25 protein-coding genes are annotated in these 26,226 nt (G+C 38.6%); 7 read left to right on the top strand and 18 right to left on the bottom strand.

Going from position 1 to position 26,226, the window contains the following annotated elements; genetic code table 11:
• Positions 1-74: 74 nt before the first annotated feature.
• Genes ACOXY8_RS16305 through accC form a run of 3 tightly spaced genes read right to left on the bottom strand, consistent with a single transcriptional unit; the run spans position 75 to position 3,426 of the window.
• Complete coding sequence (locus ACOXY8_RS16305) at positions 75-659, bottom strand: Maf family nucleotide pyrophosphatase (RefSeq protein WP_458332682.1); 585 nt, start codon at positions 657-659, stop codon at positions 75-77.
• Positions 592-1,920 carry a DUF1015 domain-containing protein gene (locus tag ACOXY8_RS16310; RefSeq protein ID WP_458332683.1) on the bottom strand — a complete coding sequence of 443 codons (1,329 nt, stop codon included), beginning with the start codon at positions 1,918-1,920 and terminating at the stop codon, positions 592-594. The genes ACOXY8_RS16305 and ACOXY8_RS16310 overlap by 68 nt, the downstream gene beginning before the upstream one ends.
• 9 nt (positions 1,921-1,929) lie before the next feature.
• The gene (gene accC, locus ACOXY8_RS16315; protein WP_458332684.1) at positions 1,930-3,426 is read right to left on the bottom strand and encodes an acetyl-CoA carboxylase biotin carboxylase subunit; all 1,497 of its coding nucleotides are present in this window, start codon (positions 3,424-3,426) and stop codon (positions 1,930-1,932) included.
• A 155-nt stretch (positions 3,427-3,581) separates the two neighbouring features.
• Here accC and ACOXY8_RS16320 point away from each other — a divergent pair, with 155 nt between their 5' ends.
• Both ACOXY8_RS16320 and ACOXY8_RS16325 read left to right on the top strand, forming a co-directional pair.
• Positions 3,582-4,832, top strand: a complete 1,251-nt coding sequence (locus ACOXY8_RS16320) for an aminotransferase class I/II-fold pyridoxal phosphate-dependent enzyme (protein ID WP_458332685.1) — start codon at positions 3,582-3,584, stop codon at positions 4,830-4,832.
• A 205-nt stretch (positions 4,833-5,037) separates the two neighbouring features.
• The gene (locus ACOXY8_RS16325) at positions 5,038-5,214 is read left to right on the top strand and encodes a histone H1 (protein WP_458332686.1); all 177 of its coding nucleotides are present in this window, start codon (positions 5,038-5,040) and stop codon (positions 5,212-5,214) included.
• Between the two features lie 89 nt (positions 5,215-5,303).
• Here ACOXY8_RS16325 and dapA read toward each other — a convergent pair whose 3' ends face one another.
• The 12 genes from dapA to serA form a co-directional block, all read right to left on the bottom strand.
• Entirely contained in the window at positions 5,304-6,179 is an 876-nt protein-coding gene (dapA, locus tag ACOXY8_RS16330; protein WP_458332687.1) for a 4-hydroxy-tetrahydrodipicolinate synthase, read from the bottom strand.
• Positions 6,180-6,689: a DUF6913 domain-containing protein gene (locus tag ACOXY8_RS16335; RefSeq protein WP_458332688.1), complete on the bottom strand. Its 510-nt coding sequence runs from the start codon at positions 6,687-6,689 to the stop codon at positions 6,180-6,182.
• Positions 6,690-8,747 (bottom strand): NAD-dependent DNA ligase LigA, encoded by a 2,058-nt coding sequence (ligA, locus tag ACOXY8_RS16340; RefSeq protein WP_458332689.1) that lies wholly within the window; start codon positions 8,745-8,747, stop codon positions 6,690-6,692.
• Position 8,748: 1 nt separating this feature from the next.
• The gene (gene xseB, locus ACOXY8_RS16345) at positions 8,749-8,955 is read right to left on the bottom strand and encodes an exodeoxyribonuclease VII small subunit (RefSeq protein WP_458332690.1); all 207 of its coding nucleotides are present in this window, start codon (positions 8,953-8,955) and stop codon (positions 8,749-8,751) included.
• Positions 8,956-9,029: 74 nt separating this feature from the next.
• Positions 9,030-10,349 (bottom strand): exodeoxyribonuclease VII large subunit, encoded by a 1,320-nt coding sequence (xseA, locus tag ACOXY8_RS16350; RefSeq protein ID WP_458332691.1) that lies wholly within the window; start codon positions 10,347-10,349, stop codon positions 9,030-9,032.
• A 95-nt stretch (positions 10,350-10,444) separates the two neighbouring features.
• Positions 10,445-10,942: a hypothetical protein gene (locus ACOXY8_RS16355; RefSeq protein WP_458332692.1), complete on the bottom strand. Its 498-nt coding sequence runs from the start codon at positions 10,940-10,942 to the stop codon at positions 10,445-10,447.
• Positions 10,943-10,964: 22 nt separating this feature from the next.
• Complete coding sequence (locus ACOXY8_RS16360) at positions 10,965-11,375, bottom strand: hypothetical protein (protein ID WP_458332693.1); 411 nt, start codon at positions 11,373-11,375, stop codon at positions 10,965-10,967.
• 52 nt (positions 11,376-11,427) lie between these two features.
• Complete coding sequence (locus ACOXY8_RS16365) at positions 11,428-11,973, bottom strand: RNA polymerase sigma factor (RefSeq protein ID WP_458332694.1); 546 nt, start codon at positions 11,971-11,973, stop codon at positions 11,428-11,430.
• A 55-nt stretch (positions 11,974-12,028) separates the two neighbouring features.
• Positions 12,029-12,952, bottom strand: a complete 924-nt coding sequence (locus ACOXY8_RS16370) for a universal stress protein (protein WP_458332695.1) — start codon at positions 12,950-12,952, stop codon at positions 12,029-12,031.
• A gap of 59 nt (positions 12,953-13,011) precedes the next feature.
• On the bottom strand, positions 13,012-14,091 hold the full coding sequence (locus ACOXY8_RS16375; protein WP_458332696.1) for an aminotransferase class V-fold PLP-dependent enzyme: 1,080 nt from the start codon (positions 14,089-14,091) through the stop codon (positions 13,012-13,014).
• Positions 14,084-15,295, bottom strand: coding sequence for an MFS transporter (locus ACOXY8_RS16380; RefSeq protein ID WP_458332697.1), 1,212 nt, complete (start codon positions 15,293-15,295; stop codon positions 14,084-14,086). The genes ACOXY8_RS16375 and ACOXY8_RS16380 overlap by 8 nt, the downstream gene beginning before the upstream one ends.
• 398 nt (positions 15,296-15,693) lie before the next feature.
• Entirely contained in the window at positions 15,694-17,580 is a 1,887-nt protein-coding gene (gene serA / locus ACOXY8_RS16385; protein WP_458332698.1) for a phosphoglycerate dehydrogenase, read from the bottom strand.
• A 169-nt stretch (positions 17,581-17,749) separates the two neighbouring features.
• On the opposite strand from serA, the gene ACOXY8_RS16390 reads away from it, so the two are divergent.
• Both ACOXY8_RS16390 and ACOXY8_RS16395 read left to right on the top strand, forming a co-directional pair.
• On the top strand, positions 17,750-18,244 hold the full coding sequence (locus ACOXY8_RS16390; protein WP_458332699.1) for a DUF4920 domain-containing protein: 495 nt from the start codon (positions 17,750-17,752) through the stop codon (positions 18,242-18,244).
• The gene (locus ACOXY8_RS16395) at positions 18,244-18,693 is read left to right on the top strand and encodes a hypothetical protein (RefSeq protein WP_458332700.1); all 450 of its coding nucleotides are present in this window, start codon (positions 18,244-18,246) and stop codon (positions 18,691-18,693) included. The genes ACOXY8_RS16390 and ACOXY8_RS16395 overlap by 1 nt, the downstream gene beginning before the upstream one ends.
• Before the next feature lie 60 nt (positions 18,694-18,753).
• On the opposite strand, the gene ACOXY8_RS16400 is transcribed toward ACOXY8_RS16395, so the two are convergent.
• Positions 18,754-19,206 (bottom strand): hypothetical protein, encoded by a 453-nt coding sequence (locus ACOXY8_RS16400; RefSeq protein WP_458332701.1) that lies wholly within the window; start codon positions 19,204-19,206, stop codon positions 18,754-18,756.
• Positions 19,203-19,796 (bottom strand): acyl carrier protein phosphodiesterase, encoded by a 594-nt coding sequence (locus tag ACOXY8_RS16405; RefSeq protein ID WP_458332702.1) that lies wholly within the window; start codon positions 19,794-19,796, stop codon positions 19,203-19,205. Before ACOXY8_RS16405 ends, ACOXY8_RS16400 begins: the two co-directional genes overlap by 4 nt.
• A gap of 116 nt (positions 19,797-19,912) precedes the next feature.
• Between ACOXY8_RS16405 and ACOXY8_RS16410 the strand changes: the two genes are divergently transcribed.
• A complete protein-coding gene (locus tag ACOXY8_RS16410) occupies positions 19,913-21,850 on the top strand; it encodes an IGHMBP2 family helicase (protein WP_458332703.1) in 1,938 nt (645 codons plus the stop codon).
• A 5-nt stretch (positions 21,851-21,855) separates the two neighbouring features.
• Here the strand turns inward: ACOXY8_RS16410 and ACOXY8_RS16415 are convergent, their stop codons facing one another.
• Positions 21,856-22,722: an inositol monophosphatase family protein gene (locus tag ACOXY8_RS16415; RefSeq protein WP_458332704.1), complete on the bottom strand. Its 867-nt coding sequence runs from the start codon at positions 22,720-22,722 to the stop codon at positions 21,856-21,858.
• A gap of 119 nt (positions 22,723-22,841) precedes the next feature.
• Here ACOXY8_RS16415 and ACOXY8_RS16420 point away from each other — a divergent pair, with 119 nt between their 5' ends.
• Together ACOXY8_RS16420 and lepA are read left to right on the top strand one after the other, a co-directional pair.
• Complete coding sequence (locus tag ACOXY8_RS16420; RefSeq protein WP_458332705.1) at positions 22,842-24,119, top strand: amidohydrolase family protein; 1,278 nt, start codon at positions 22,842-22,844, stop codon at positions 24,117-24,119.
• Positions 24,120-24,435: 316 nt separating this feature from the next.
• Complete coding sequence (gene lepA, locus ACOXY8_RS16425) at positions 24,436-26,223, top strand: translation elongation factor 4 (RefSeq protein ID WP_458332706.1); 1,788 nt, start codon at positions 24,436-24,438, stop codon at positions 26,221-26,223.
• Positions 26,224-26,226: the final 3 nt, after the last annotated feature.

Genomic DNA, 26,226 nt, shown 5'->3' on the forward strand with positions numbered 1-26,226 from the left:
AAAGAGAGAGGTAAAATATATTTGAAATATTTTACTAAGCTCCTGATTTTCTATTCAATTGGCTTTCTGATTTGCTAGAGGTTTCTAACCAAGGTATTCAATTCCTTATAAAATCTTGCAACAGGAAAACCAACCACGTTGAAGTAACAACCTTGGATTCCACTTACACCAATTAGCCCAATCCATTCTTGGATGCCATAAGCGCCAGCTTTGTCTAATGGCATAAAGTTTATAATATAATATTGTATTTCTTCGGTAGATAATTTTTTAAAGGTCACATTCGTTTCTTCCGAAAATGAATGAATAAAGCTCTTGCTGCGTAGGCAAACTCCGGTAATCACTTTATGAGTTGTACCACTTAGTTTCATCAACATTTCCGCAGCTTGTGAGGGTGATTCGGGTTTTCCAAGTATTTCACCTCCCGCTTCTACTATGGTGTCAGATGCAATAATTAGTTCATTTTCAGACAAAATACTTACTCCCAGAGCTTTCTTCTCTGCCAGGTATATTGGAACTAGGCTTGCCTGCATTTCGCTAGGGAAATCTTCCTTAACATTTTGAGTTCTTATTTCAAACTCAAAGCCTGCTTCTTCAAGAAGTTGTTTCCGTCGCGGAGATTTGGAGGCAAGGATCAGTCGGAAAGGTAAATTCTGAATCATTGATTGAGCTAAATAAGAATCCACAAATCACTTTTGGATAAAAGTAGGTTGATTTTTGCGGTAAGGTATATCCTGAGTCACAAACTTTCACGACTTCATCTATTGTAATTTCATTGGTAACAATGGCCATTTGAGATTGACCTTTGATTACTTGGGTAAGGCAATCAGTGAAATTGCGCTCGAATGTAATTTTGTCACTTTTTCTCTGTTGAGAGCCGGGAATGCCAAGTACTTTTTCGATGATATAGTAATGGAGGACAGTAAGATCCAGCTCACGAACTTCTTTGGGAAATTTCCAGTCCATCAGCGCTAAGACCTCAGGTTTCAGTCTGAGCTTAAAAGCTCTTTCAGGAAGGATTAATCCGAACGCCCATTCTTTGCCGTGGATAATTTCTGGAATATCAGGAGCATTTTCCAGTGGTTTTAACGTGAAGTAAGTTTCTAATTTTTTCAGAAACTCATCCTCATCAAAATTTTCAATATCCTTTATCAAACGGTGAGTTGGCAAAATCCTAAAACCATCATTTTGTGTATTGGTAAGATACATCAAATGGTAATTCCAACTTTCATCGCCAGTGAAATCTGGCTTTTCCAGTTTTCTTTGTCTTTGCAGCTCAAGGGATCCTTCATATCTGTGGTGACCATCTGCAAGAATCACTTTCTTATTCTTGAGTGTTTCCATAAATATTCGGATTACCTTCATATCATGTATTACCGAAAAGACATCGCGAACGCCTTGATAATCTTCTGTTTCGTAGATAGGGTACTGAATACTCTCATCCATGTATTGCTCGAGGATTTTATCATCATCCGTGTAGAGCCCATGAGTAGCACTTGCATGAAGTTGTGTGGTTTTTAGTAATTCTACCCTATCGTTTACAGCTTTGGGAATAGTATTTTCATGACGGAGAATTACTTTGTCTTCAAATTCATGAGTTTTAATATGGCAGATAAAACCTTTTCTACAATACTGCTGCTGACTACCAGGCATTGTGTAGTATTGGTAATAAACATAAATGCCGGGTATTTGATCTTGCTGCAAAATGCCCGATTTCTTCCAAACGTCCATTAGCATTGCAGCATTTTGCGCAGGAGCTGGACCAGAAGGAACAGAAAGGTGAATGCTATTGAATGGATGTTGATAAAGTTTGAGGCGCTGTTTATCAGACACAACATCAAACAAAGGAGAAGTTAATTCTTCTATATTGTCAGACAATTGCTTATTGTACCGCCAAGCTTTTATAGGTAGGATTTCGGCCATTATTCTTTACTAATTCTTAAGTCTTTCTCTCCACTTACTAGTGGTTGGTGCTTGCAGTTCTGCTTTGGTATTTCCGTTTTTTGATTCCTCGAATACCATAGTTGCTAGCGTTGCTGCAATTTGATTTACATCTTCATTCACTTCCGCATCCAGGTATTCTGGTTTGTAATGCTGTTCCACAAATTTTGTGTTGAAATTACCAGAAGTAAATGCATCATGTTGAATCACAAATTTACAGAATCCCAAGGTTGTTTGAATACCCGTAATAGTATATTCATCTATCGCTCTCACCATTCTATCTATGGCTTCCTCTCTCGTAGCTGCATGCACAATCAGTTTGGCAATCATTGGATCATAATAGATAGGGATGGTCATTCCTTGCTCAAACCCATCATCTACTCTTATTCCGGCGCCTTGTGGCCTAATATAAGTTTTAAGTGTGCCAATATCAGGTAAGAAGTTGTTGCGAGGATCCTCTGCATACACTCTCACTTCTAATGCATGTCCATTAATCTTCAGATCTTCTTGGGAGAATGAAATTGGATGCCCTTCTGCAATTCTGATTTGCTCTTTTACAAGATCTTTACCTGTAATTATTTCTGTAACAGGATGCTCCACTTGTAATCTAGTATTCATTTCGAGGAAGTAGAAGTTTAATTTTTCATCTACAATAAACTCTACCGTACCAGCACCATAATAATTACAAGCTTTTGCTACCCCAACTGCAGCTTCGCCCATTGCTTTTCTTATTTCTGGAGTAAGCGCTGCTGATGGAGCTTCTTCAATCACTTTTTGATGACGACGCTGAATAGAACATTCTCTTTCGAACAAATAGACAATATTGCCATCATGGTCGCCTAAAATTTGGATTTCAATATGGCGGGGAGATTGAATGAATTTCTCAATAAAGACTGCTCCATCACCAAATGATGACTGAGCTTCGGATACTGCCCTTTGCATTTGCTCTTCAAATTCGGCTTCGTTTTCTACTATCCGCATCCCTTTTCCTCCACCTCCCGCGCTTGCTTTTATCAAGATTGGATAACCAACTTCCATTGCTTTTTTCTTGGCGGCCTGGACATCATCAATTGCTTGATCGGTACCTGGCACCATAGGAATATCATATTTGGAAACAGCCTGCTTTGCCGCCAATTTGCTACCCATTACTTCTATAGCTTCTGGTGATGGTCCTATGAAAATTAAACCATTTTCAGCAACAGCTTTTGCGAAATCAGCATTCTCAGATAGAAACCCATATCCCGGATGAATGGCATCAACATTTAGCTCTTTACAAACTTTTATTATTTTTTCTCCAAGTAAGTAAGATTTATTTGAAGCGGGAGGCCCTAAACATACTGCTTCATCAGCAAACCTTACGTGAAGGGCGTTTCTATCCGCTTCTGAGTACACAGCAACAGTAGAAATACCCATTTCTTTGGCTGATCTCATTACTCGTAAAGCAATTTCTCCTCTGTTGGCAACAAGTATTTTTTTAATTTTCTTCATTTCAGTCATAAAAAATAGGATATAATAGGCAAATCTATCTCGAAAGATAGGAACTCAAAGTAAAGGGAAATAGCTCTTTTTGACAAAACTCATAATAGTGTTAGTTTTGTGAGTATTTTGACTTGAAAATTTCGTCAAACCAAAAATCTAATCTATTGGATCTTTTTGAAAAATTAATCAAAAATAGAGGGCCTCTAGGCAAACATTCTGATTTGTCTGAGGGGTACTTCATGTTCCCTAAACTTGAGGGAGAAATAAAACCTAGAATGATGTTCCAAGGTAAGGAAGTCCTTACTTGGAGTTTAAACAATTATCTAGGCCTTGCAAACCACCCCGAAGTGCGCAAAGCTGATGCAGATGCCGCAGCGAAATATGGTATGGCGTACCCAATGGGAGCAAGGATGATGTCTGGTAATACCAATTACCATGAGCAGTTGGAAAACGAACTAGCAGCATTTGTTGGTAAGGAAGCCGCATATTTAATGAATTTTGGCTACCAAGGTGTAGTGTCGATTATCGATGCAGTTGTGGATAGGCATGATATCATTGTATATGATGCAGAAAGCCATGCTTGTATTATTGATGGCGTTCGTTTACATATGGGTAAGCGTTTCGTGTTCAATCATAATGACATGGATAGCCTCGAAAAGCAATTGGTGAGAGCAACCAAAATGGCCAAAGAAACAGGCGGGGGGATACTCGTAATTACCGAAGGTGTATTTGGCATGACAGGTAATATGGGGAATCTCAAAGATACCGTAGCTCTAAAAGAAAAGTTTGATTTCCGCTTAATGGTAGATGATGCTCATGGTTTCGGTACTATGGGTGCGACTGGCGCTGGTACAGGTGAGGAACAAGGTGTCATGGACGACATTGATATATACTTCTCTACTTTCGCCAAATCTATGGCTGGAATTGGAGCCTTTGTGGCCGGAGATGCAGAAGTAATTTCCTTTTTGAAATATAACATGCGCTCTCAAATTTTCGCTAAGTCGTTACCGATGCCAATGGTAATTGGTGGTTTGAAGAGACTTGAGCTATTGAGAGATCAGCCAATTCATAAAGAAAATCTTTGGAAAATCGTAAATGCACTGCAAAGTGGATTGAAAGAAAAAGGATTCAGCATAGGCACTACAGCTACCCCAGTAACTCCAGTAGTGCTTAATGGCACAGTAGGTGAAGCTGCTACATTGAGTAGAGACTTGCGTGAAAACTTTGGGATCTTTTGCTCAGTCGTAATTTACCCTGTTGTTCCGAAAGGAATGATTATTTTAAGATTAATTCCAACAGCAGTTCATACGCTAGATGATGTTGACATCACAATCAAAGCATTTGAAGCTATAAAAGAGAAACTTTTGTCAGGCGAATATAAACGAGACGATTTGGCTGTTGCCTTCAAAGAATAGATTTGTAATTTGTGAAAAAGACCGCTGATTTCAGCGGTCTTTTTCAATAAAATGCTATTTGAATAAGTAATTTGGGCATTTTTACCAATAATTCACAAAAGTAAAGCTCAAAAATCGAATCCATTATTTGAAATTAAAATCAATTAACTATATTGCCTTCATAATTTTATTTGAAATTATTCATCAACCTTAAAAACCTTCAGATATGAGCAGATTTAGCCATTTAAAAGATTTAGTAATGAGCATGGAAGACGACTTTGAAAAATTCTATGATAAAAAGAATCAGGCAGCAGGTACTCGCGTACGTAAAGGCATGCAGGATTTGAAGAACCTTGCTCAAGAAATCAGAATTGAAGTTCAAGATATCAAGAACGCACAATAATTTTCTTCCCCACTGAAATGAAGAAAGGCGAATGGGTAACCATCTCGCCTTTTTTCTATTTAGCCCTAATAGTGATCCGGCTAATCAACTTAGTCCATTTGGTTCATAATTTTCCGTATCTTTTCTTGCAATCCTTGTGATGGCGGTAACAAAGGCAATCTTACATAATGATCGCAAATACCCAGCTCTTTGAGCACATGCTTTATTCCTACAGGATTACTTTCGCTATACATATAAGGATTGATGTCAAGCAGTCTAAAGGCTTGTTTGCTACATGAAATAAAATCTCCTGCAAGGCCTGCCTTACACATCTCATTAAAAATGGCTGGAAAACCATTTGCCAATACAGAAATGACCCCACTTCCTCCCATTGCAAAAATCGATGGAGTCAATAAATCATCACCTGAGATAAGTAGAAAATCATTTGGTTTATTACGAGCTATTTGCATACACTGCTCGATAATACCAGAAGCTTCTTTTACAGCCACAATATTTTCAATTTTAGCTAATTTAAGAGTTGTTTCAGCACTGATATTGGATGCTGTACGGCCCGGGACATTGTATAGAATGACTGGGACTGGCGATGCTGCAGCAATCATTTTATAATGTTGGTAAATTCCCTCTTGAGTAGGTTTGTTGTAATAGGGACTTACACTTAAAATTGCATCTACCCGACTGAGATCGTAATAATCAAATGCCTTTAAAATTTCATTTGTATTATTTCCACCTATTCCAAAAATAATGGGAAGCCTACCATTATTGATAAGAATTACTCTTTCTAGAATTAGTTTTTTCTCCTCAGCAGAAGTACTGGGCGATTCGCCGGTGGTCCCTTGTACTACTAGATAGTCTACACCTCCCGCTATGTTAAATTCAACAAGCTTTTCAAGGCCATTGAAATCTATACTCTGATCTTTGTTAAACGGTGTAACCAATGCCACACCTGTACCCAATAAGGACTTCATTTATGCTAATATTTTAGTGTACTCCAACATTTTTTTGAACAACTCTTGCTGATTCAGATTTTTCTCTTCCTTGATCATAAAGTCATAATAGGACTCATTTCCAAGCGTATGGATGCCAATACGGCATTCAGCCTCGCAATTTACCAATACAAAATTGGTATATGGATTACTATTGATGTCGAGGTGAAATAAGTATGAAAATTTTTCTGCACAAAATTCTTTTACATCAGAGCTTTGTACCTGCCCAAACAAACCGAATGATTTCTCATCGAATGAGGGGAGTGATGCTTCTTGAGTTTTATCTATTTTTTGAAATTGCAATAACTTTACAACTTTGCCATCGGCTTCAAGTGCTGTCTTGAGTGAGAAAACAGCTGCATCTTTTTCTGGATTACCTCCAATAAAAAGAACCCCAACCAGCTTGGCATTTTTATATCCCAAGTTTTGTCGGCTTTTCTCTTTCTTAAGTTGAGCTCTGTTTTTGAAATTTATTACTGCTTTGCGCACCATTTATTTACTTATCATTTTCATAAAGTCTTCTTCTGTAATAATGGGAATACTCAAATTTTCCGCTTTTTGTCGTTTGGCTGGTCCCATATTATCTCCAGCTATCAAGTAATTCAATTTGCTGGAGATGGAAGACAAAACTTTACCTCCGTTGGCTTCAATCAAATCTTTCAATTCGTCTCTACTTACATTTTGGAAAACTCCAGAAATCACAAAGCTATTTCCTGCCAAGACGTCACTCGCTATTTGTGTCGATTCGCTTGGATCAATTTTTAATTTTAAACCAGCATTCTTTAGTGAATCAATGAGCGCGATATTATCCTCATCTGCAAAATAATTCACAATGCTTTCGGCGATTTTACCACCTATATCTGATACAGCTTCTATCTCTTCAAAACTCGCTTTTGCAATTGAATCTATATCACTAAAATGTTCTGCCAATTTCTCAGCAACCGTTTTTCCAACATGGCGAATTCCCAAACCAAACAGAACCCTAGGAAATGGAGTCTCTTTGGATTGCTTAATCGAATCAATGATATTTCTTGCAGATTTTTCTTGTAAACGGCGAGAGGTATAGTCTCCTTTTTTATCAGAATACACTTTGAATTCTAAGCCATTGAGTTCATCGAAAGTAAGCGAGAATAAATCAGCATAAGTGCTAATTTTACCACTTTCAATCAAGCCTTTAATTGTCTCTGGCCCGAGCGATTCGATATTCAGCGCATTGCGGTGGATGAAATGCTCGAAGCCACCTTGCAATTGTGGTGGGCAAGCTTTTTCATTAGGGCAATAATGTACCGCCTCGCCTTCCTTACGAACCAATTCAGTTCCGCAGTCTGGGCACTTGCTAATAAATTCTATTGGTTTTGAATCTGCTTTGCGTTTGAACAAATCCACACCAGTGATTTTAGGAATGATTTCTCCGCCTTTCTCCACAAATACAATATCACCTTCTCTCAAATCCAACCTCTCTATTTCATTGGCATTGTGCAGTGAAGCTCGCTTTACAGTGGTGCCAGCAAGGTGCACGGGTTGAAGATTAGCTACAGGAGTAATTGCGCCAGTGCGGCCAACTTGATAGCTTACACTATTCAATCTTGTGCTCACAGTTTCGGCTTTGTATTTATAGGCAATTGCCCAGCGAGGACTTTTGGCTGTAAAACCTAATTCCTCCTGCTGAGCCACATTATCTACTTTTATTACACAGCCATCAGTTACTACATCAAGGGTTTTTCGCTTTTGCTCCCAAATGGTTATATACTCTTGTACTTCGTCCAAGCTATTACACTTTTTGTAAGTTGGTGAAATGTAAAAGCCCATTTGTTCTAGCTTCTGAATTCCTTCGGAGTGGCTGTCAACTCTCCCGTTATCAGCCAAATAAGAATAAGCATGAAACACCAATTTTCGCTTGGATACAATAGCCGAGTCTTGCATTTTAAGTGTGCCGGAGGTAGCATTTCTTGGGTTTGCGAGTGGTGCTTCCTGAGCCTCTTCTCGGGCTTTATTTATCTCTTCAAATACCGAAATTGGCATTACTACCTCACCACGAACTTCAAACTCATTAGGAATATCATCTAACTTTATTTTCAACGGCACACTTCGAATGGTTTTGGCATTTGCTGTGATATTATCGCCTCTAGTGCCATCGCCACGAGTCACAGCCATTTCCAGTAAACCATTTTTGTAAATTAGACTAAGAGCGACTCCATCGAATTTTTGCTCGCAAAAATATTGGTAATCTGTACTTCCAAGTCCTTTTTGCACACGCGCATCAAAATCAACCAGATCTTCAGGTGAATAGGTGTTGTCCAGCGAAAACATCCTTCGCTTATGGGTTACACTTTCGAAGTCTTTGGTAATGGTACCACCCACTCGCTGTGATGGCGAATCTGGACTTTGAAACTGCGGAAATTCCTTCTCAAGTTCAATCAGCTCTTTTAATAGCAGATCAAATTGAAAATCGGTAATTTCCGGCGCACTTTTTTGATAATAGAGATCATTATGATAGTCAATCTCTTTTTTGAGTTTTTCAATTTTTTGGGCTGCAAGCTTAGGGTCCATACTATTCTTCTTCTAGCTTTTTTAATGCCTCATTTAATTCTTCTGAAGTACTTTTGAGTTTGGTTTTGCAAAATTGAATCAGCTCAATCGCCTCCTTCACTTGAGCGGAAAGTTCATCCATTTCTATTTCTTCATTTTCCAGATTGAGCACTATTTCCTCAATTCTACTCATAGCTTCTTGGTAATTCTTTTGCTTCAACTTCTTCATCTAGATCAATTTTGAAAGTTCAATTTGGCCATTCTGTTTGCTAATTAATAATATATAAGAAAACGGCGGGAGGATTATTTATCTTCTTCCTCCCGCTTCATTTCTAAATCTAAAGTACTCTCAAAAGTTCGATTTTTTGTTATAGTTGTCAGTTTCGAACCGATCTTTATTCTTTTTACTTTGTTAATATTTTTACCGTCTACTAAGGTGATAGAATAACCTCTATCAAGTAACTGTTGCGGATCGAGTCCTTTTATTTTTTGTTCTAAAAGTTCCAATTGCTGTGATTGGTTTTTAAGGCTTGCAAGTGAATATTTGTTCAATAGCTTTTTCAAATCAGTTTGCAAACGATCTTGCTCTCTCAGAGTATTCTTAGCGTGGCTTTTTAATTTCTCTCCTAATATTGCAATTGTTTGCCCATCAGACTGTAATCTATAAGCCACAATCCTTTCTAGCATATTGGCTTTTTGCATTACAATGAAGTTTTCATCCTTCAATATGTTATTCACTCGGTCAGCCATTATTTTGGCTTGAGAGAGTAAATTTTCCTCAAAATCTACTAAGCCACTGATGAGAAATTCAGCTAGAGCAGTTGGTGTTTTTACCTTGGTATGCGCTACCATATCCGCAATGGTTTCGTCTCGTTCGTGCCCGATTCCGGTGATGATAGGCAAAGGAAATTGAGCAATATGCGAAACTAAATCGTAATTGTCGAAACAATCTAGATCTAGTTGTGAGCCGCCACCTCTTATGATGGCTACAAGGTCAAAATCTTCGAGATTGTCAGCAATCTGGTGCAAAGCTTCTATTATTTGTGCTGGAGCTTGCTCACCCTGCATAGCAGCTTGAAACAATGTGATATCGAATTTGTATCCATAGAGATTGGCTGAAATCTGATCCATAAAATCGCCAAAGCCCGCTGCTGTGCTACTGCTTATTACGGCTATTTTTTGCGCAACCAAAGGCAGGTCAAGCTCGCGATTCATATCGAATATGCCGTCTTCCTTTAGCTGCTGGATAATTTGTTGTTTGCGTCTGGCTCTTTCACCTAATGTGTAATTTGGATCCACATCTTTTATAGTGAGGCTCATGCCAAATACAGGATGATAAGTTACAGCTGCTTGGCATAGTATTTCCATTCCAGATTTGAGACTTTGGCCAGTGATTGATTCGAACCAGCCGCTTATTGCTCTGTAGTTGTATGCCCAGATATTCCCTCTCATTCGAGAGACAACTTCATCTTCGACTTTTTCGATAAGCTCCAAGTAGCAATGGCCTTTGCCTGCCACCCGCATTTCTCCTATCTCAGCGATCAGCCAATAGGTAGCTTGTAAATTCGCATCAAGGGTTTCTTTTATTAATTGGTTTAATTCAGATAATCTGAGATGCTTCATTAAGCTATATTTTATGGCAAATAGATTTTGCTAATTTACGGTTTAAATGAAAAAACCACCCCGAAGGTGGCTTTAGTATGTTTGATATTTTTAGCTTATTTATTTGACGAGTCGTTCGATCTTCTGTCTCCGTCTTTATCGCCACGCAATTCTCGCATCAAATAGTTTCTCAAAAAGGATTCATCTATTGTCAGAAGCTTTAAAATTTGACCATCGCTAATGATATTTTGAAACTTGCTCAAATACTCTTTTTCAATTGCCACATCTTCTTCTCTAGCTTTAATGTGTATTTCTAGTATCTCAGTCGCTTGAGCTTCAGTCAAATCATTCTGACCTCTATTAGTCATTCTATATCCTTCACGGCGTGCCTTTGTTCTTGCTTCAAATTTTTTCCTTTCAAACTCATTATAAAGTGGCCAAAATTCTTTGGCTTGGCTTGATGTAAGTGTAAGTCTATTCGTGATATAAGCAATTTTAGCACTTTCTAGTTTTTCTCGATCCTCTTGTTTCATCGAAGATCTATACTGCTGAGCCAATGATGTAAATGAAATCATTGTAAGCAATACAAAAGTGAAAATTAGTGTTTTCTTCATTTTTATAAATTTTAATTTGGAATTAAAAATCCCAGTTAGGATCAAAGTCATCATATTCTTGACTAGCTACGTAGCCAATTTCATCTACAATTATTTGATCCAAAATAGTTGGAGATAATTCCTGCTCATTGAAAAACTCATCAATGGACAAGTTGCTTGTCATAATAGTCCAATAGAGCTGGTCGTCGTATTGTTCATAGTCTGATAAGTCAGTTGTTGAAGTGAATGGTTTAAACCAAAGCACAGCAACTAGCACAATCGTAAGCAGACTTGTAGCAAAAGCTACACTTGGTGAAAAAACAAAAGATGGCTTTGGTTTCGCCGCACCAATTATTTTGTCATTTATTCGCATGGGTAAATCATCGAAATAACCCTCAGGGACTTCGAATGGCGTCCTTTTGAGTTTTTGGTTTTCTAATTGATTGTTCTCCATTTTGTTTTTCTTCTTAAAATATGTTGTTAGGATAGTATTTCTGATAAATGGTTTAATACTGCTTTAAAATTTCTTCAACTTTTTTTGCAGCATGATGATAGCTTGCTTTTAAGGCTCCCACACTGGTGCCAGTGACCTCCGACATTTCTTCATAAGGCATTTCATCATAATAGCGCATTTGAAAAACAGAACGTTGCTTTGCAGGCAAAGTGAGTAAGGCTTTCATAAACCTCTCTTGTATTTCTTCACCTCCTAATTCAGCACTTAGATTAGCTGGGATTTTACTTGCTAGCTCAGCACTTACATCATTGAGCGGGAGGAAATATTTACGCTTTTTCTTTTGAAGGAAGGTGAGGGTTTCATTCGTTGCCACTCTGTATATCCAAGTATATAGCTTGGAGTCTTCTCTAAAGTGATCCAAATTTGCCCATACTTTTACAAAGACATCTTGCACCAGATCATCGGCATCGTCATGGTCGATAACCATGCGACGGATAAGCCAATAGATTTTCTGCTGGTATTTGCGCACCAGCAGATTAAAACCGTAATGTCTAGTTTCGGGATTCTTAAATTTTAATAAGATTTCCTTGTCTTCCAAAATGAGGGATTATGCAATTAAGAGTTGATTTCATTTGGAAGGTTTAATTTAAGAATTAAAGTTCTTTAAAATAATCAAGAAGACTGTAGTTTTTGCCTTTGGGCCTTACCACCATAAGTGGAATTTGATTATCAACCTGAATAAGTCTTTCGGCCATACTGCCAAGGAATATTGCTGCAGTCGCAGTTCTACCTTTGGCACCTATTACAATTAAGTCGGCTCCTGTGGTTAGCGCTTTTTCGTAAATGTCTTCAACTGGGTCATCGTTCTCATCGAGAGTGTATTCCGGTTTAATACTAAGGTTTTTAAAATCGATATTTTTCACAAAGTTAGTGTAAGCCTTCTCAGCGTGCTTTTTCATTACCTCAGCAAATTCTTCATAGTTCTTTCCAGTGTAATGGTATCCTGCAGGTACTGAAAACACATTCTGAACAGTGATTTCCACATTTGGATCATACTTTTCAGCTATCATTATCGCTTCTTCCAAAGCGATAGTGGAATAATCGGAGAAATCGCTCGGGACAAGGATTTTTTTAAGTCTAAATTCAGCAGTCTCTGGCAATATAAGCATGGAACATTCTGCTCTTCTAGCGATTCTTTGTACAGCTACACCAGAGCCTTTTAGAGTTGATTTATTGCCAACTACGATTAGATCTGCTTCTTTTTCAGCACTTAACTTTAGTATTTTTTTGGAGGTATTACCCTGCTTTACTTCAATATGTATATTACAGTTGAGTGCTTTTGTAAAACCTTTTTCAATAGCCTCTTTTATGGTTTTTGTTCGTTCATTAATTGCATTATCCTTCAAGTCAGGAAACTCCGCTAGAACTTCATCTGGAATATTGAAATTGCGGATAACATTTAGAAAATAAATATCAGTGCTTTGGTTGACCTGAGCTATTTTAGAAGTGAATTCAATAAGGGATTTATCAAGGTCAGACAAATCAAGCGCAACAATTATTTTCTTGTATAGATACATTCTCTCTTTTTTTGCAAAATTATGAAGTAAAAGGAAATATGAGTTAAGGAACGAAAAAATTAACTTATTTCCATCAATTTATCTGCAAGTAGTTCAATTTGTTCTTTTGAGTGGGCAGGAAAGTTGGCAATTCGGATATGCTTGTTTTTGAAATGACTATATCCCGCTCCCAAAACGAAACCAAAATTCTCTAATTTCTGAATGAATTCAGCGCTTCTTTCGCCAGCATCAGCAACGATTACTGTTTTGGACCGGAGGGTTGGATCCTTTACAAAATGTGATAGTACAGGATGCTGCTCTATGCAATGATCTAAAACTGCCGCTTTGTAATTAGTTTCTCGGCGGATGGTTTCGATGCCACGTGAATTCATGTCTTTAAGCACATTTGCCAGCAGGTATATTCCCAATACATTCGGAGTTTCGCTAGTCTGCTTTTTAAGCGCTTTTTCTATCATTTCGGGCAAGGCATGGTAGGTGCCGATTGAGTTTCCTTTAGCCAATAGCTGTTCTGACTTTTCGATGCAGCGATCATTCACTAACCACACTCCAAGCCCAGCCGGCAAGCCCATTCCTTTTTGCACGGAGAAGTAAACTGAATCTATTTTACTATAATCAAATTGAGGATGTGGCATGGATGAAACTGCATCTACCACAATTAGAGCATTTGGGTAAAGAGCTCGAGCTTTTGAGATTTCATCCTCCCGCATCATTACACCGGTGCTAGTTTCATTGTGGGTCAATGCGATCATTTCCACATCTCCCAAATCAGGGAACTGATCTACAAATATTCCTTTACCTGGCTCAACTTGATGTTTAACAGTTTCCTTTCCAAGCTTTTCTGAAAATGAAGCAAATCTGCTTGAGAATTCTCCATTTACTGCATGAAACGCTTTTTTCTCCACACAATTCTGGATCAACCTTTCCCAAACTTCCGTAGCCGAGGAGGTGAATAGCACATGCCAATTAGTAGGCAAATCGAGCATATTACGCAACTCATTTTCAGCTTGAGAATAGATTTCAGTGAATTGGCTACTGCGGTGAGATATGGATGGAATCTGTAATTTCATGGCAGTTCGCACATGGTCTCCAACTGTAAAATACAATTCGGATGGGCCGGGAGTTAAATATATTTTATTCATTTTCATTCTGACCGAGTATCAATTCAACATTGTTGTTGAGGTTGTGTATATTGTAATGTTTGAGAGCAACAAAAAAGAAAAATGCCATTGGAATCAAAATCAAAATGGCGCAAATGATAAACATATTTGCGATACCATATAATGATGCAAGGTAGCCCAGCAACACCGAACCTGCACCAATTCCTAGATCGATGGCAGAAAAGAATGTAGAATTGGCAACACCACGCCTATTGATGGGAACAAGGTTGATAATCATGGTTTGAATAGTGGGCATAATTACGCCATTTCCCAAGCCAATAATTAAGGCTGACAACAAGAAAAGCTTGGGTTCGGTGCTATATGCGAGCAAAATCAAGCCAATAATATTCGCGATAAACGAAGGAAAAATGAGTAATGCAGGACCTCTTTTGTCCATGATTTTTCCAGCGATTGGTCTGAAAACAGCAACACCAATAGAGTAGAAAAGGAAAAATAAACTTCCATATTCAATTGCGCGATCTTGGTAAAAAAGTGCTACGAAAGAAATGATTCCTCCATAAGAAATAGCGGCCACCATCATTACCAGAGAAAGCGGGATTACCTTCTTTTCGAAGAAGTCATTCCAGCTCAACTTGTGTTTTTGGCGGGAGGATAATTTGGGCACTTTAACTCTTAGTGCGATAAGCATGGCAAGGAAACTAACTGCAAATGCTGCAATAAATAACTCTTTGAAATTGTCGGGCTCCATAATACTTAAACCAATTAAAGGCCCAAGTGCAATAGATAAGGTAATTGAAAGTCCAAAATATCCGATTCCTTCACCTCGTTTTTCTTCAGGAACCAAATCGGCAGCAATGGTACTGCCACCTGTGGTAATCACTCCCCAAGTTAGCCCATGCACAAATCGCAGAATCAGCAATAAAGTGAAAGTGCTTGCAAAAAGATAACCTCCCATTGCTATGGTATAGAGAATCAAAGCAATTATGAACACTGACTTTCGCCCAAATACATCTAGTGCATAGCCTGCAGCTGGTCTTATTAGCAATGCGGATAGAGAATATACACCGATAATCAACCCAACTTTGCTCGTATCTTCACCCAAGCCCTTGGTTACATACACGGGAAGAGTAGGCAATAGAAAGTAAAATGCCATAGACATTGCCAAGTATGAAAACCAATGCAGTAGGAAATCACGCGTAAAAACTTTTGGTTTTATAGTGGGCATTTTTATGCTTTCGGTAAAAGGATTGGCAAAGGAAAAATTTCTTTGTGGCTTAACAAAATGACTCTCAGTAATTTTAAAAATTATTGATAATTATTGAACACAAAGCTTTTTTTAAACCGTTTATATCTTCGTAAGTTTGAATAAGTACTCAGTTTAGAATGAAGAAAATTTCTTCGGTTTCTTCTGTCGCGTTTAAACCTAACATTTAAACAAATACCGGGTGAGTTCTTTTTCAAAACCAGGCCTCAACTGCCTTTGGCAGTCTTCTTAGGAAGTTAACAGTGGAAGGTTGCGAATATGGGGCAGCCCAAATCCTGTCTACTCGGGGTTTTTACGAAATGAGGATTCCGAAGATCTTATAAAAGGCTCTCGATTATTCGGGAGCCTTTTTCTATATACTAATACAAAACTCTAAAACGGATAGTATTCTCAATTCCTTTGAGTTCGGCAATAACAGCTTCACCATAAGCCTTGTCAATATCAGTGATTACATAGCCAATTTGTTCATTGGTTTTAAGATATTGCCCAACGATATTAATTTGATTGGTTGCTAATACTTGGTTGATTTTAGCCAATATACCCGGCACATTATGGTGTATGTGAATAAGCCTGTGCGCATTTTCCAATTTCGGTAAAGTTAGATTCGGGAAGTTGACGCTATTGTTTGTACTCCCAGTATTGATGTAATCTATAAGCTTACTTGGGACAAATTTGGCAATATTGAATTGTGCTTCTTCTGTAGAACCACCCACATGCGGAGTGAGTATCACATTAGGTAATCCTCTCAATTCAGACACGAATTCCTCTTTATTGCTTTTTGGCTCTTCTGGAAATACGTCCACAGCTGCACCAATCACTTTTCCTTTTTGGATGTTTTCTTTCAAGGCTTGTATATCTACTACATGTCCACGACTGAGGTTAACGAAAATTACCTCCCGCTTCATCATATCAAATTCGCGATGGCTAATTAGATTGTAATTTGAAGCACGGCCATCTACATGTAATGAAACTATATCTGCAATGCGAAGTAATTCCTCCAAGCTTTCGCATTTGGTGGCATTACCGAGAGCAAGTTTTTCATCTACATCGTAATAGTAAACCTTCATTCCCATTACTTCTGCCAGTACGCTCAATTGTGCTCCAATATTTCCATAGCCGATAATGCCAATGGCTTTACCGCGAACTTCATAACTTCCTGATGCAGATTTATCCCATTTGCCTAAATGCATTCCAGTAGATTTATCTGCTACCTTACGCATGAGCATAATGATTTCAGCAATAGCAAGTTCCACAACTGAACGAGTGTTACTATAGGGCGCATTGAAAACAGCAACACCCTTTTTGGAGCATTCTTTCAAAGCAATTTGATTGGTGCCAATGCAAAATGCGCCAACTGCAATGAGCCTATTGGCATGTTCAAGAACTTTTGGCGTGAGCTGCGTTTTAGAACGAATGCCAAGAATTGACACGTTTTTTATTTTCTCACAAAGCTCATCTTCATCGAGGCCAGCAGAGTATGTTTCTACATTATAACCTTCCTTTTTAAGCATTTCAAAGCCCGCAGGATGGATGTTTTCTAAGAGCAATACATTGATCCGGTTTTTAGGATATGATATTGCGCCTTGCAACTTATTCATGTATAGAAATTCATCGAAACTGGGTGTGATATGATCGGCTTTTTTAAGTACCGAGTCGCGCTCAACGTTTTCGGTGAAGGCATAGAATTTATCCGCTAATCCAGCTTCTTTGATTTCGTAATCGGTATATCCATCGCCAATTACGTTTACATCTCCTTTCAAATTTAGGCTCTTAAGTAATTCAACTTTGCCACCATTTGCCGAAAGCTTGTTTTGCTTATCGTAACCGATAATATTATCCTGCTGGTCGTACTCAAATGAATTGGCAAAAACATGCTCCTTTTGAATTCCAAAATCCTTAACAATCGGCACAATGAAATCTGTAAAGCCATTGGAAATAATGAAGATGTTGTTAGCATTTTTCACAAGAAATTCCTTATTGCGCCGTATCGATACGGAAACCTGATCTTTGAGGGCATGGATCAATTGGGTGATGTGGGACTTTTTGGCTTCGAGGAGTTTAATCCGCTGCTCTAGGCTTTCCCTAAACGACAATGATCCATCCATGCCGCTGTTTGTAATATCCTTTATTTTCTGAATGTTGACCTCCCTATTAGGATGGTCTTTCAGTGAAATTTCAGCCAATAAATCAAAAGCTTCAACTTTGGTAAAGGTGCTATCGAAATCGATTACGTAGTATTTTTCCATATTCAATAATTGCAAAGGGCACTCAATTTTCGGGACATTTGGGTTCTTAAACAAGCGAAATGATCATGGAGATCTAAGGTTTATAAGTTGGTTGAAATCCTTGCCGTTTGATTATGATTTTGCTAAAATGCCTTCGAATTTTATCGTATATTTGCCAAAATTTTAAAACATGAAAAATCTAATTCTAATTTTCGCTTTTTCGACTTTGTTCATGGCTTGTGAGCAATCGAATACTGTTGTAGAAACTACTACTGAGAAAAATACTCTTGAAGAGAATTTGGCTCATTTTGGTGAGTTGATTACTCCTGAAGGAGCTGAAGATGTTAATACTCTTTTGGCAAGTGTTGAAAATGAAGAAGAATTAAATGCTAAAGTAAGCGGAACAATTTTAGAAGTTTGCCAGGCCAAAGGTTGCTGGATGACATTGCAATTAGACAATGGCGAAACAATGCGTGTTACTTTCAAGGACTATGGCTTTTTTGTGCCGAAAGATGCTGCTGGTAAAACAGTAATTATGGATGGTATTGCAAAAGTTGATGTGACTGATGTAGAAACTTTACGCCATTACGCTGAAGATGCTGGCAAAACTCAAGAAGAAATTGATGCAATCACTGAAGCGAAAAAAGGTTTAAGCTTTGAAGCTTCCGGTGTAATAATTAAATAATGAAGAGAGTACTTTTCAGTCTTTCCTTGTTGACTTTCCTCTGTTCGGTTTTCATAGCTTGCGAGCAAGAGAAAACGTGGTGGGAGGAAAATTCAGAAGAACTTGCCCGGCTTTACCCAAATGAATCTAGCGAGCTTGCATGGGTGATGCGAGAAATATCTGCTAAAACTGAACTGGTGAAAAGCCAAGTAGAAAAAGGGGAAGAAATTGACAATATTATTGATGTATTCAAGCAAGTGCACGATGCGGAGGCTACTAAACCAGAAGTGAAAACTGAAGCCTTTGCCAATATGGCCAGCAGTTTTGTTGATTCATTTGATCGCCTGTTGGAAAGCCAAGAAGGTGATAGAATTAAAGCCTACAATATGATGATTCAAAATTGTGTGGTCTGCCATACAACTTATTGTCCAGGTCCATTGGTGCGGATAGAGAAGTTGAAAATCGATTAAGAATTTTGAAATATAATGAGAACCGGAACTTGGCTATGGTCATCTTCCGGTTTTTTGTTTTTAGACCTTTTCAGGCTCAAATTGCTTCGGTGCTTTTCGTTTGAGGTAGCTAAGAATTTTGGCATACTCACTATGCTCCTGATCGGCAAATTTGATTTTTTTCCTCCCTCCAAATTCCAAAACGACTTCACGGTAAAGCCCATTACCAGTTTTCACGGTATTTTCTGTCCACTTTACTAAGGAATTCAACGCATACTTCTTAGTCGTAAGCCTTATTGGATAGGTCACGAAAAAAGTATCTTTATGAATTTTCAGCGTTTTGTAACCAAATACAATTCTGCCAAAAAGTAATAATGTGGTTGGTATTAGAAAACCCAGTGAGATGAAAACCCAAGTTGTCCTCGATCCATCGAACCAGTAAAGCTTGAAAATATAGGCCAATGAGGCAGAGAGGGCAAAAAGAAATAACAATAAACTTGTGAGTGTAGAGGTTTTGGGTTTGCTATGTATCATCCAATTTTGATTTCAGGTATTTCTGTTTTCACAAAATTAACCAAATCGGGAAAAAATAATTGAAATTCGGATTGAAAGGCGGAATAATGTTTTTGTAAATCCTGCGTAGACTCTTCCATTTTAGAATAGAAGCGAGTGCGACGCGCCATTCCATTCATTGCCCTTTGTATTCCATCTATCTGAGCATAGCTCACCAGCCAATTCGTTTTTTCCATGTAAGGAAACATAAATTGTGCTTTGGAAGGCAACAAGTGCCAGTGTGAACGAACTATTTGGTAGGAATGCTCAGCATAATCTTCCAAACTGTGAGGATGATAGTCTTGCCATAGGGCTGCCAAAAAATGATCATAATAAATATCGACAATCACTCCTGCGTAGTGTCGGTACTTTTCACGCAGGCGATCCTTACTTTCCGAAACTACAGGATGTAAATCAGTGAATTCATCAATAAGTCGGTGAAGTCGCACGCCTTCAGCGATTTTGGGCTCCAGTAGGTCGATTTCCTTGCCTTTCACAAAGTCGCCGATGAAATTGCCAATCATGCGTTTTGGGTCTTTGCCGGATAAATAAAGGTGTGCTAGAAAATTCATTTTGCTAATAAGCTTGCCTGCAAATAACAAAAATCCCTTTGCTTTGTATCAGATTAGTGAAAATGATTGTGAGAAATAGTAGAATTCAATTGAAACGGAAAGAGGAAGAGCAATAAATGAAAGTAAAGGAGACGTTTGATCATCTCAAATTGCTGCTGAAACAGGAAAAGGAGGAGGACTTAAAGCAGTATAGGGAGAAAATGCTCAATACCTCATTGGAGCAAAGAAAGAAATCGGGAGTTTGCTGGCATCCCGTTGTGGTAAGACAACAAAAGTATGGGCTTGGAGAACGGCTGATGGTGGAGTTGGAAAAAACAGATGGCAAAAAGCAAGATCACCTTTTCCAAAGTGGGAGGATGGTCAGCCTATTTGCTCAAACCACTGATGAGCCAGATAAAGTGCCACAAGCAAATGGCGTAATCAATTATGTGCAAGGTAATCGAATGATGGTGACCTTGAATGTAGATGAATTTCCAAATGAGCTGAAAAAAGTAAGGCTTGGTATAAATCTCCTCTTCGATGAAACAAGCTATCGTGAAATGGAGAAAGTGATAAAGGATGTAAAAACCTTATCGCATCCAAGAGCGGCTCAATTGAGAGATATTATTTTGGGCTTAGAAGAAGCTAGTTTTGCCGAAGTAGAACCACTCACTGATGATGAACTGAATACAAGCCAGCTAAAAGCGTTGAATTTGGCTAATGCAGCAAAGGATGTTGCCTTAATTCATGGTCCGCCAGGTACTGGCAAAACTACAACCATGGTAAAAGTAATAGCCAATGCAGTGAAAAGCGAAAAACAAGTTTTGGTATGCGCACCAAGTAATGCTGCGGTTGATTTGCTAGTCGAAAAGCTAGATGCAAAAGGAATTAAGGTAGTGCGAATGGGCCATCCGGCTAGAATAACTGATCAGATTTTGTCAAGAACCTATGATGCTCAATTCACGCAACATGAGTTTTACCATGATTTAAAAAGACTTCGTATCAAAGCGGAGGAGTTTTTTAAAATGGCGAATAAATATGATACCAAAGTAAGCCGATCGGAACGATATCAGCGAAAATTAATCAAAGAGGAAGCACACCGATACAAAGCCGATGCTGAGCAATTAGAGTTTTATATTTCTAATTCCATTCTTAATGGCGTGCAAGTAATTGCTTGTACACTCGTGGGCGCTTCTCATTATCTGATTCGCAATAGACGATACAGCACGGTGTTTATCGACGAAGCTGCCCAAGCATTGGAACCAGCTTGTTGGATTCCTATAATCAGAGCTGATAAGGTAGTACTTGCGGGAGATCATTGTCAATTGCCACCGACGATCAAAAGCTACCAAGCTGCAAAAGCAGGATTGGAAATCACGCTATTTGAAAAGCTGATGAAGCATAAAGAATTGGGGCAAATGCTCCAAGTGCAGTATAGAATGAATAGTGTGATAATGGGTTTCTCTGCGAAGTATTTTTATGATGGAGAATTGTTTCCAGATGAAGCTGTAGAAGATTGGCAATTAAAAGCAGATGAAGCTCCACTGGAATATATTGATACCGCGGGAGGAGGAATGGAGGAGGAAGTCGAAGATGAGAGCCTAAGCAAATTTAATCCTGGAGAAAGCCAAGTATTGCTCACTAGATTGGAGCAATTGATTGGTAGCTTAGGAATAGAATACTGTAAGGAAAATAATCTTAGCATTGGAATTATATCACCATACAAAGCGCAAGTCCGCAAAATGGAAGAAGATATAAAGGACTTTCGTAGATATCCATCGCTACATGAGTTGAAAGGGCAATGGTCGATCAATTCCATTGATGCTTTTCAAGGGCAGGAGCGGGATATCATTGCCATGAGTATGGTGCGTAGTAATAACCAAAACGAGATTGGGTTTCTTGCCGATGAAAGAAGGATGAATGTTGGCCTCACCCGCGCACGCAAAAAGTTGTTGGTAATTGGTGACTCTGCTACAATTGGGGCTCATCCATTTTATAAGGCATGGCTTCAGTATGTGGAGGAAAATGGTCAATATCGTAGCGTTTACGAAATTGACCAAGCTTCAATCGAATAGGAAAATTAGCTTTTGGGTTGCTTTAAAAGGAGCAAAGCTTCATCTCTTAATTCAGGTGATGAAAATGCCATAAAATCATAAATTTTGTCTGGAATGGCTTTGTTATCTCCAAGGTCATTTCCATTCAGGTCAGTGAGAATGCAGCCTGTAGCTTTTAGTATTGGGAAAGCCAGCAGATTATGAAAATCCGATAAATCTCTCGCTTCTATTATAAAATCGCATGCGCCACGAGCAAGCTCGCATAGGTCGGTCGCAGAGTTGTCAATAGCTCGAATATCTTTGCAAGCGATCATAAGTGGTTTCGCAAAATCAATCACTTTGGCAGCTTGGGAATAGCCAGGTTTGATGTAAGCTAAACTGTTTTCTAATGCAACTGCATGTCTTTTTGGGAGCTTTATTGCTTTTTGATTGAGCAATTTAGACTTGTACAAAGCCTTCCCATTTAAAGTGTAATATTGATCGCCACTTCGAAGACCTTCTATAAAGCAAAAGCTAAGATCATTGAAACTAATTTCACCTTCTTTTGCACAAAATGCCATTGCAAAAGCGGGATCACCAATTTGTCTTTCCCAATTTCTGCTTCCATCTATAGGATCAATGAAAAGTGTAGGAGCAGTTACTTCTGAATTAATCGGTTTGGAGCCTTCAATAACAATTCGAATGGGTAAGCCTTCAGTTTCTTTTGAGATGGTTTTGTAGGCGAGTTCATCAATCTTATGAGTAGCCTTCACCTCCCGCGGTTCTTCAGTACGTACAATAGATTTGATTTCACGGATAAGTACTTTACGAATTTCCTTGGCAAGTCTGCGACCTAGTTTTATTAAATCTCTTTCACTTTTTATATAGAGTATTTTATTTCCTTTTATTCGCATATTGTTCTAAATCAATTATTAAGCATTTGCCGAATACCGTTTATGTATTGTTATTTTACTGTACTTTGTTTTACGATTTCAAATCTGCAATTTAGGTGCTGTAAAACAACAATACCACTATGAAAAAATTTATTGCCATGATGGCAACATTGCTTGTGATGTCGCCCATTTTTGCTCAGCAAACCTATATCTATTGCGGGACTTTGATTGATGGTAAAGCCAATACTAGTCGATCTCAAGTTACGATAATCGTCGAGGACAAAACTATACTGGAAATAAGGGATGGTTATGTTAATGCCCCAAATGGTGTGACAGCTATTGATTTGAAAAAAGCTACGGTGATGCCGGGGTTTATTGATTTGCATGTGCATATCGAAGGCCAGACGAGCCCAACTAGATATTCTGACGGGTTTAGATTGAATGTAGCTGATTTTGCATACAGAGCAACGCAATATGCTACAACTACTTTGATGTCCGGTTTTACCACTGTCCGTGATTTGGGTGGATCAGGTATCAATGTTTCCATGCGTGATGCAATTGCACAAGGCTTGATTGAAGGGCCAAGGATTTTCACCGCTGAAAAATCAATTGCTACCACGGGAGGTCATGGAGACCCAACCAATGGCCTTCGCGAAGATTTGATGGGAAGTCCAACGCCTGTTGATGGCGTAATCAATGGGCCAGATGAAGCTAGAGAAGCTGTGCGGCAGCGATATAAGAATAGAGCGGATTGGATTAAGATCACCGCAACCGGTGGCGTTTTGAGTGTAGCTGCTGATGGTTCTAGACCTCAATTTGCTGAAGTGGAGCTTGCTGCTTTGATGGAAACTGCACGTGATTATGACATATTGGTTGCCGCTCATGCACATGGTGATGAAGGTATGCGTAGAGCTTCAAATGCTGGAGTTACTACTATTGAGCATGGCACTTACATGAGTGAAGCTACTATGGATTTGATGAAGAAAAATGGAACCTACTTTGTGCCGACAATCACTGCAGGTAAGTTCGCTGCGGCATCTGCTGAAATTCCTGGTTATTATCCTCCAGTAGTTGCTGCAAAGGCACGAGCAATAGGCCCACTGATGCAAGAAACCTTCAGAAAAGCCTATGAAAAAGGCGTAATGATCGCATTTGGAACGGATGCAGGTGTTTTCCCACATGGTGAAAATGCTAAAGAATTCGGCTATATGGTAGAAGCGGGAATGCCTCCAATGGAAGCTATCAAATCAGCAACTTCTGTGGCCGCTAAAGTGCTAAGAATGGATGATAAATTTGGGAGCATTGAAACTGGAAAATTTGCTGATATTATAGCTGTTGAAGGAAATCCACTGGAGGATGTAAGTATTCTATTGGACGTAAAGTTTGTGATGAAGGAAGGAAAAGTTTACAAACAATAATTGCGAAATAAAGAAAAATGAGAGCGGATTGGCGAAAGTCATTCCGCTTTTCTGTTTTTATGTCCTCCCGCTTTAAATTGTCGGTGTAGAAAGCGGGAGGAATTTTTTGCTGTTGAATTGCTGAAAATTACATCTATAATTTGCAAATTCTTCTTTCATCTAAATTTAAACTAACTGCGTTAAAGTAGCTTTAAAATCAATTTAAATGGCTTTAGTATTGGAGAAGTTCTAAGCTTTTTTCGTAAACAAATATCTATTTATCAAACCCTTCTTTTAAACAAGCTTTTATGCTTATTTTTGCACCTTAATTGAGATTATGGAGAAGATAAGGAATTTCTGCATCATTGCACACATCGATCATGGGAAGAGTACGCTGGCAGATAGGCTGCTTGAATTTACTCATACGGTAGAGGGAAGAGACATGCAGGAACAGCTTTTGGATAATATGGATCTGGAGCGCGAAAGAGGCATTACTATTAAGAGTCATGCTATCCAAATGAAGTACACTTACAATGGTGAAGAATACACATACAATCTGATTGACACCCCAGGTCACGTAGATTTTTCATACGAGGTTTCTAGATCTATCGCTTCTTGTGAAGGAGCTTTGTTGATTGTGGATGCTTCTCAAGGTATTGAAGCTCAGACAATTTCTAATCTTTATTTGGCCATTGAGCATGATCTTACCATCATACCTGTTCTTAATAAAATAGACTTACCGGGAGCTATGCCGGAAGAAGTGAAAGACCAAGTAGTTGATCTTCTTGGCTGTAGTAGAGATGAAATTATTCTAGCAAGTGGCAAAGAAGGAATTGGTATTGAAGATATTCTGAATGCAATTGCGGAGCGAGTTCCAGCACCAAAGGGAAGCGTAGACGCTCCATTGCAAGCCATGATTTTTGATTCGGTTTATAATTCATTCCGTGGTGTTGAAGTATTGTTCAGGATTTTTAATGGAACCATCAGAAAAGGTGATAAAGTAAAATTCTTAGCAACTGGCAAAGAATACTTTGCAGACGAAATTGGCATATTAGGCGTGAAACAAATGCCTCAAAATGAAATGAAGGCTGGCAATGTTGGCTATCTTATTTCAGGTATTAAAGTAGCCAAAGAAATTAAAGTTGGTGATACCATTACACATGTAAAAGACGGTACAACTTCCGCTTTGAAAGGTTTCGAAAATGTGAAGCCGATGGTGTTTGCGGGTATTTATCCTGTAGATACTAGCGAGTTTGAGGAGTTGAGATCTGCGATGGAAAAATTGCAGCTAAATGATGCTTCACTAGTATGGGAGCCGGAAACCTCTGTTGCCTTGGGTTTTGGATTCCGATGTGGCTTCTTAGGAATGCTACACATGGAAATTGTGCAGGAAAGACTTGAGCGTGAATTTGGAATGACGGTGATTACCACTGTGCCTTCTGTGCAATTCAAAGCCTACCTTACCGACGGAACCTCTCGCAATATCAATGCGCCATCTGAAATGCCGGATCCGAGTAAGCTTAGCTACGTGGAGGAACCTTATATCAAAGCACAAATCATTACGAAATCTGATTACATCGGTGCAATTATGAACCTTTGTATGGAAAAGCGAGGCATTCTTCAAAATCAAGTTTACCTGACTACAGATAGAGTAGAGCTTATTTTTGATATGCCTTTGGGCGAAATCGTTTTTGATTTCTTCGATAAATTGAAAACACTTTCAAGAGGCTATGCTTCTTTGGATTATGAGCTGAAAGGATTCAAAACTTCAAGTATGGTGAAACTTGATGTACTATTGAATGGAGAAAAAGTTGATGCATTATCGGCAATTGTACATAGAGATAAAGCCTACGAATGGGGTAAGCGTTTATGTGAGAAATTGAAAGAATTGATTCACCGTCAAATGTTCGAAATTGCGATTCAGGCAGCTATTGGCACCAAAGTAATTGCTCGAGAAACCGTAAAAGCGCTCCGTAAAAATGTAACCGCCAAATGTTATGGGGGTGATATTTCTCGTAAGCGTAAGCTTCTCGAAAAGCAGAAAAAGGGTAAAAAACGTATGCGCCAAGTAGGTACAGTGGAGATTCCACAAGAAGCATTTATGGCCGTATTAAAATTAGACTAAGCG

The sequence above is a fragment of the Peijinzhouia sedimentorum genome (genome assembly GCF_049340005.1).
GTDB lineage: Bacteria > Bacteroidota > Bacteroidia > Cytophagales > Cyclobacteriaceae > CAXBDP01.